This is a genomic window from Mucilaginibacter dorajii, assembly GCF_024808255.1.
GTDB lineage: Bacteria > Bacteroidota > Bacteroidia > Sphingobacteriales > Sphingobacteriaceae > Mucilaginibacter > Mucilaginibacter dorajii.
Window position 1 is genome coordinate 1 of sequence record NZ_JANTYS010000048.1, and the last position, 4,869, is coordinate 4,869.

General features: G+C 43.9%; 4 protein-coding genes. 1 reads left to right on the forward strand and 3 read right to left on the reverse strand.

Going from position 1 to position 4,869, the window contains the following annotated elements:
* Positions 1–413: 413 nt before the first annotated feature.
* Positions 414–1,799 carry a methyltransferase RsmF C-terminal domain-like protein gene (locus FHS10_RS29160; RefSeq protein ID WP_259097769.1) on the forward strand — a complete coding sequence of 462 codons (1,386 nt, stop codon included), beginning with the start codon at positions 414–416 and terminating at the stop codon, positions 1,797–1,799.
* Positions 1,800–2,099: 300 nt separating this feature from the next.
* Here the strand turns inward: FHS10_RS29160 and FHS10_RS29165 are convergent, their stop codons facing one another.
* From FHS10_RS29165 to FHS10_RS29175, 3 genes are all read right to left on the reverse strand, one after another.
* Complete coding sequence (locus tag FHS10_RS29165) at positions 2,100–2,459, reverse strand: CoA-binding protein (RefSeq protein ID WP_259097770.1); 360 nt, start codon at positions 2,457–2,459, stop codon at positions 2,100–2,102.
* Positions 2,460–2,590: 131 nt separating this feature from the next.
* Positions 2,591–3,088, reverse strand: a complete 498-nt coding sequence (locus tag FHS10_RS29170; protein WP_259097772.1) for a DinB family protein — start codon at positions 3,086–3,088, stop codon at positions 2,591–2,593.
* Complete coding sequence (locus tag FHS10_RS29175) at positions 3,085–4,635, reverse strand: NAD(P)/FAD-dependent oxidoreductase (protein WP_259097773.1); 1,551 nt, start codon at positions 4,633–4,635, stop codon at positions 3,085–3,087. Before FHS10_RS29175 ends, FHS10_RS29170 begins: the two co-directional genes overlap by 4 nt.
* Between the last annotated feature and the right edge of the window lie 234 nt (positions 4,636–4,869).

The following is a 4,869-nucleotide window of genomic DNA, read 5'->3' on the forward strand; positions in this document are numbered from 1 at the left end:
ACTTAACTTCTTTCGCTCTCTCAAGCACCCTTCCGTTTGGGTCTGCAAAGGTAGCAATCCTTTCCATCTTTCCAAAACTTTTTTTTATTTTTATTTCGGAGCCCTTAATCGATCATTTTCACTTAATCCTTCTCTTCGATTGCGGGTTGCAAAAATGCGAATTTTAATTTGATCTGGCAAGTGAAAACTTCACTTATTTTAATCTTTTTTTATTCGCTATGTTTCAAAAAACGACGCCCCTTTTACTTGAGCGGCCACAAATGTACACAGAAAACCCCTTACCCACCAAGAGAAATTTGCAAATAATTAAAACAATTTGACAAGTGCCTGTAAACTAACCCTAAATTCATTTCGGCACGCACCATTTGCCCTGGTACAATAGCACTTATTGAATTTGTATATTTACAAAGTATATGAACGAGCAACTGTTTCCTGACAATTTCTTATCATCGTTAAGCGCGGAAAACGGCTTCAACGAAGAAAATTTTATAAAAACGCATCAGCTTTCTGATGCCCCTACCTCTATCAGGTTAAATCCTTTTAAGCTTTCGGCGGTAAAAAAAGATGAGCAGGTACCCTGGTGCGCCGATGGTTTTTATTTAAATACCCGTCCATCCTTCACTTTTGATCCGCTTTTTCATGCCGGATGCTATTATGTACAGGAAGCTTCATCGATGTTTATTGACCATATCTTTAAAAACATCCGCCCCAATATAGATGGTGCGGTAAAAGTGCTTGACCTATGTGCTGCTCCGGGCGGCAAAAGCACGCTGCTTAATTCGGCTATAAATGAAGAAGATCTTTTGCTGGCCAATGAAATTATTAAAACCCGCGTACCTGTATTAACAGATAACCTAAGCCGATGGGGCCAGGCCAATGTTATTGTAAGTAATAACGACCCAAAAGATATTGGCCGACTAAAAAGCTTTTTTGATATTATATTGGTTGATGCCCCCTGCTCCGGCTCGGGCATGTTCCGTAAAGATCCGCAGGCGATGAACGAATGGTCGGAAGCCAACGTGGAGCTTTGCCACCAGCGACAGGAGCGCATCCTGGCCAATATACTGCCGGCATTAAATGAGGATGGTTACCTTATATATAGTACCTGCTCCTACTCGCACCAGGAAAACGAAGATATACTGGATTGGCTTTGCCAGGAATTTGACCTCGAAAGTATCCGCATACCTATATATAAGGAGTGGGGTATTGTTGAAACGCAATCTGCCACGCAGAAAGCCTGGGGGTATCGTTTTTATCCCGACCAGGTTAAAGGCGAGGGCTTGTTTGCATCGTGCCTGAAAAAGAAAACCAACACCGGCGACTTGGGTACCTTTAAAAACAACATGCAACAGAAAATAAGCAGCAAGGAAATTGACCAGGTAAAAGCCTATATCAACAACGCCGATAACTATTACTATTTTAAAGTACAGGACGACTGGCTGGCTATTAACCGCGCGCACAAAGAAAGCCTGAATATTTTACAGCGACACCTATATTTGAAAAAATCGGGCGTGCGGATTGGTAAACTGATGGGTAAAGATCTGATCCCAGATCATGAATTGGCTTTAAGCACCATTATTAATAAGGACGCGGTTTTACAAACCGAATTGACCTATGACCAGGCTATCCAGTACCTGCGCCGCGACAATATCGACCTAAGCCCTACCGAAAAAGGTTGGAGTTTAATGAATTTTGAAGGACAGGCTTTGGGTTGGGCTAAATTACTACCAAACAGGATCAATAATTACTATCCAAAAGAGATCAGGATATTTTCCAGTGCAGGCTCCCCGGCCCCCTGAAGGAGAGTTTTTGAATTGCATTCTCAATTTTCAAATAAACTGATAAGAAGCTCCCCCTTTAGGACTACTGTGTGTACACATGCTTTTTATTAAAAAAATGTCATTTCGATAGAGCGAAGGTGGGGATGTGTGGGGTGCGAAAGAGAAATCTTAGACGCCTTGCAAGGCCGAATGTCCGCTTTTACAAGATTTCTCCTCCCCCGGCGCGCAATCCCCGCCGGTTCGTCGAAATGACACCGTTTTTATTTAATGATTCGGTTTCAAAAGATGTGTACACACAGTAGCTTTAGGGGCAGGGGCTTAGTATTGCCCTATAGATAAAAGTACCAACGTACATGCATACTCCGTTTCAATTCCCTTTTCGTTGGCCATACGTTGCAGTTCGGCGTTTTCGGTGCCGGGATTGAAAATGATACGTTTGGGATGGGTATTTAAAATATAATTATACAGCGGCGGTTGATTTTGTGGCCCTATATATAATGTAACCGTATCTATATCTGTATGGATAGTTTCGGGTTTTTCGATAGGTATACCTGCGGCTTCGCCCGTTTTTGTCCCTACATTTACTATGCTATGCCCGCGGCTTACCAAACGATTGGCGGCCAGGTTGGCGTATCTGCTGGTATCAGGTGTTGCTCCTAATACGAGTGTCTTCTTCATAATTTTATTTTTTTGATTTCACCGATTAGTTATGAGATTTCACCGATTATTTAAGATGATAAAAAATGATTAGATCGCAAAAATCACTGCTCATTTCAAATCACCACCTTTAATAATCGGTGAAATCAACTTCAAATCAGTGTAATCATAGTCAAAATCCTGTTTAATAAAGCGATTTGTCCCGAGTGATATACATGATGTTGAATTAATCCACTGATCAATTCCTCATAATTTACACCTGTACCCAGTTCGCGGTTGCGCTCATCTTTTATCGGCTCATCCCATTGTTCCTGTGGGAATTTTTGGATGATGCCAATCAAATTTACGTTCACCAGCTTTAAATCTTCAACATAGTTTTGCCATTTTTGTTCATCGGGAGCACCCACTTCGGGCCAATCGCCGCTGGTAGGGATCCCCGCGCTCATGCCATTCATACGGTCCATTACTTCCTCGGTCCAGGCTATCATGTGTAAAACTATTTCGGCAATGTTATGTGCTGAGCCCTGTGGTTTTTCAAACGCGGCCTCGAAACTTATTTTTTCAATAATTTCATAAACAGACGATCCATACCATGGATCGCCGGCCAATACATTTTGTAATTGTGTACTCAGTTTTTCGGATAAACTCATTTTAATATTTTTAATGCGGCCAATGCGCAGTTTACTCCATCTATAGCAGCAGAAATAATGCCACCAGCATAACCAGCCCCTTCGCCGCAAGGGAATAAACCACTTACCTGCGGATGCTGTAAGGTTTCTTTATCCCGTGGAATTTTTACGGGCGATGACGTGCGCGACTCTACCCCAACCAAAATAGCTTCGTTAGTATAATAACCTTTCATTTTTTTGCCAAACGCGGGCAAAGCTTTTTGCAAACGTTTATGAATCCAGCCGGGCAATACCTCTTTAAGCTCGGTACTTTTGGTACCCGGCAGGTAGGAGTTTACAGGCAGATCGTTGGATAAACGCCCCTGCACAAAATCGGCCATACGCTGACCGGGGGCTACCAGGTTACCGCCGCCAGCTTTAAAAGCGGCGCGCTCCACCTCGTGCTGAAAGTTCAGCATTTTAAAAGGGTCATGGTCGCTGCCGGCAACATCTTCCATATTGATTTGTACCACGGTGCCCGAATTGGCAAAAGGGTTATTCCTTTTTGACGGACTCCAGCCGTTCACCACAATCTCATCTGCCTCTGTAGCGCAAGGAGCGATGATACCTCCGGGGCACATGCAAAATGAAAACACACCCCTATCTTCCACCTGTTCAACCAGGTTATAATAAGATGGCGGCAAAGCCGGATCACGAATTTCGCAATGGTATTGGGCCTGGTCTATAATTTCCTGCGGATGCTCTATCCGTACGCCTAAAGCGAAAGGCTTGGCCTCTATCAATATATTTTGATGATGGAGCATTTCAAAAACGTCCCTTGCCGAGTGGCCTGTTGCCAGGATCACCGCATCGGCGGTCATCTTTTCGCCACTGGCCAGCTTTACACCTTTTATCTTGCCAAATTCCACCAATAAAGCGGTAACCTTCGCGTCAAAAATAAATTCGCCGCCTGCATCCAATATGGTTTCGCGCATGGCAGTAATAATTTGTGGTAATTTATTGGTGCCGATGTGCGGGCGGGCATCTATCAGGATATCCTCATCTGCGCCATGAGCGACAAATGCTTTAAGCACTTGGTTTACATCACCACGCTTGGTTGATCGGGTGTATAACTTGCCGTCGGAATAGGTACCTGCTCCCCCCTCCCCAAAACAATAATTTGATTCGGGATTAACCAAGCCCTGTTTATTGATATTAGCCAGATCCCGTCGGCGTTGTTTAACATCTTTACCGCGCTCCAAAATAACCGGCTTTAAGCCCGATTCGATACATTGCAAAGCGGCAAAAATTCCCGCCGGACCAGCACCCACTATAATAACCGGTCGGCCGAATTGTACGTTGGGGTACTTTACGGTGTACGATTGTGGTACGTAATCTTCATTGATAAACACCTGCACCATCATACGGTAAACCACCTTACGACCGCGCGCATCAATTGATCTTTTTAAAATTTTAACTGCTGATACTTTTTGAGGCTGCATATTTAAAGCCGCCGCTGCGAGGCGTTTGATTACGGCCTCATCTTCATGCTGCCCGGGAGGGCATACTATTTCAACTTCTTTTGTCATGTTGTGGCCGGGTTTTTATCCCGGATAGGGCAAAGGTAAGAAGCCCCCTCTAAATCTCCCCCTAAAGGGGGGAGACTTTTTGTTTTTATTTTCCTCTCTTAAATTTATTATCCGTCTATAATTCCCCCTTTAGGGGGTCAGGGTGACTCGTCCGGGAAAAACTATACACTAAAAAGAAGTGTATGAAAACAGAAGACGATCAAACAGCGCCCATAATTCGCTTTCACGAGCGGG